This is a genomic window from Aminobacter sp. P4_D5 (assembly GCF_056401815.1).
Window position 1 is genome coordinate 1 of record NZ_JBFUIP010000671.1, and the last position, 729, is coordinate 729.

Consider the following 729-nt stretch of genomic DNA (forward strand, 5'->3'; position numbering starts at 1 on the left):
GGAGAAGACCATCACGCCGCGGGAGATGCTGGCCCGCATCCGCTCCGTCCTGCGCCGCCGCCGCCGCGAGGGCGACGCGCCGGCCTCCATGGAGCCCGCGCGCCCGGCCTGGCTCCTCGACACGGAGCGGCGGGTGCTCCGGCAGCCTGGCGGCGCGGTCTGCTCCCTGACCAATGCGGAGTTCGAGACGCTGCACATGCTGCATGCGGCGAAGGGCAATCCGGTCAGCCGGGCGGAGCTGTGCCGGCAGGTCTTCGGGCGGCCCTTCCGCGTGGGCGACCGCGCGGTGGACACGATCGTGAAGAACCTGCGCCGGAAGATCGAGCCCGAGACGAGCGAGTTCGTCTCGATCCAGGCCATCAGGACCTTCGGCTACGTGTTCGTCGGGTTTCCCTGAGGGGCGGCCGGGGCGTCTTCGACGTCTGAGTCACCGTAGAACAGCTTGCCCAATTCGATCGGCCGTCGCCCCGTCTCCCGGCGGTGCCGGTTGGTGTCGCGAAGCGAGTAGATGCAGCCGCAATATTCCTGCTGGTAGAAGCGCTCGCGCTTGGAGATCTCGATYATCCGCGACGCGCCGCCGCCCTTGCGCCAGTTGAAGTCCCAATAGGTCAGCCCGTCATAGGGGGCGGTGACGCGGGCGCCGCTCTCGTTGATCTGCGCCATGTTCTTCCAGCGGGAGATGCCGAGCGAGCTCGTCATCACCGGGAACCCGTTCTCGTGGGCATAGAG

General features: G+C 68.4%; 2 protein-coding genes. One reads left to right on the forward strand and one right to left on the reverse strand.

Translation table 11 applies throughout. The annotated features are described in order from the left end of the window. Positions 1 to 397, forward strand: a 397-nt coding sequence (locus AC1DWF_RS34240) for a winged helix-turn-helix domain-containing protein (RefSeq protein ID WP_476842934.1), incomplete at its 5' end; no start/stop codon positions are given. Here AC1DWF_RS34240 and AC1DWF_RS34245 read toward each other — a convergent pair. Continuing rightward, positions 373 to 729 (reverse strand): epoxyqueuosine reductase QueH (locus AC1DWF_RS34245; RefSeq protein ID WP_476842935.1); only part of this gene is annotated, 357 nt, incomplete at its 5' end. The genes AC1DWF_RS34240 and AC1DWF_RS34245 overlap by 25 nt on opposite strands.